The 1,104-nt window shown below is 48.5% G+C and carries 10 tRNA genes; all 10 read right to left on the bottom strand.

The window, feature by feature from the left end:
• Positions 1–43 precede the first annotated feature (43 nt).
• Positions 44–114, bottom strand: a tRNA-Gly gene (locus IV57_RS12855).
• Positions 115–162: 48 nt separating this feature from the next.
• A tRNA-Asp gene (locus tag IV57_RS12850) sits at positions 163–236 on the bottom strand.
• Between the two features lie 22 nt (positions 237–258).
• Positions 259–332, bottom strand: a tRNA-Met gene (locus IV57_RS12845).
• A gap of 43 nt (positions 333–375) precedes the next feature.
• Positions 376–449, bottom strand: a tRNA-Ile gene (locus tag IV57_RS12840).
• 8 nt (positions 450–457) lie between these two features.
• Positions 458–531 (bottom strand) — tRNA-Met (locus IV57_RS12835).
• 33 nt (positions 532–564) lie between these two features.
• A tRNA-Pro gene (locus IV57_RS12830) sits at positions 565–638 on the bottom strand.
• A 39-nt stretch (positions 639–677) separates the two neighbouring features.
• A tRNA-Arg gene (locus IV57_RS12825) sits at positions 678–751 on the bottom strand.
• A gap of 13 nt (positions 752–764) precedes the next feature.
• Positions 765–850, bottom strand: a tRNA-Leu gene (locus IV57_RS12820).
• A 14-nt stretch (positions 851–864) separates the two neighbouring features.
• Positions 865–936, bottom strand: a tRNA-Gly gene (locus tag IV57_RS12815).
• Between the two features lie 4 nt (positions 937–940).
• A tRNA-Thr gene (locus IV57_RS12810) sits at positions 941–1,013 on the bottom strand.
• Positions 1,014–1,104: the final 91 nt, after the last annotated feature.

Genomic DNA, 1,104 nt, shown 5'->3' with positions numbered 1-1,104 from the left:
TGCGCTCTAAACCAGCTGAGCTATAGGCCCATAACAGTGGCAAAGCGGGTGACGAGAATCGAACTCGCGACAACAGCTTGGAAGGCTGTGGTTTTACCACTAAACTACACCCGCATATTACCTTGCGTCTACTTCATACCTTAGTAAACGTGACTTTACTAACGGTCCGTGCGAGAATCGAACTCGCGATCTCCTGCGTGACAGGCAGGCGTCCTAACCAACTAGACCAACGAACCAAATGTTTCTATACAAAACAAATTGCGGGAGCAGGATTTGAACCTACGACCTTCGGGTTATGAGCCCGACGAGCTACCAGACTGCTCCATCCCGCGATAATAATAATTTTAAGTCCTATATCCGATCCATTCTGATTGATGGACCTTGTAGGACTCGAACCTACGACCGAGCGGTTATGAGCCGCCTGCTCTAACCAACTGAGCTAAAGGTCCGAATCTAATAGCGGCGGAGGGGATCGAACCCCCGACCTCCCGGGTATGAACCGGACGCTCTAGCCAGCTGAGCTACACCGCCAAAATACTTTGTTGCTGACAATATTCTTGTCTATCGGGAAGACAGGATTCGAACCTGCGACCCCCTGGTCCCAAACCAGGTGCTCTACCAAGCTGAGCCACTTCCCGAGATCAATCATATAAAACATCTTGTTTCTTTTGAAACAATGCACCTAGTAGGAGTCGAACCTACAACCTTCTGATTCGTAGTCAGACACTCTATCCAATTGCGCTATAGGTGCATATTCATTATAGTGCCGAGGACCGGAATCGAACCGGTACGGTAATTACTTACCGCAGGATTTTAAGTCCTGTGCGTCTGCCAGTTCCGCCACCCCGGCGTTACTATAATGAAAGCGGAAGACGGGATTCGAACCCGCGACCCCCACCATGGCAAGGTGATGTTCTACCACTGAACTACTTCCGCATTATGCCGACTAGAGGATTCGAACCTCCGACCCCCTGTTTACAAGACAGGTGCTCTGCCAACTGAGCTAAGTCGGCATAAATACGATACTTTCATATTTTACTAAATGAATCTCAATATTGCAACAACAATATTGAATACGGGTGAAAGGACTTGAACCTTCATGTC

It is taken from the genome of Companilactobacillus kimchiensis (assembly GCF_001438805.1).
In the GTDB taxonomy this organism is placed as follows: domain Bacteria; phylum Bacillota; class Bacilli; order Lactobacillales; family Lactobacillaceae; genus Companilactobacillus; species Companilactobacillus kimchiensis.
The sequence above is the reverse complement of the archived record's forward strand: the minus strand, read 5'-3'. Positions and strand labels throughout refer to the sequence as shown.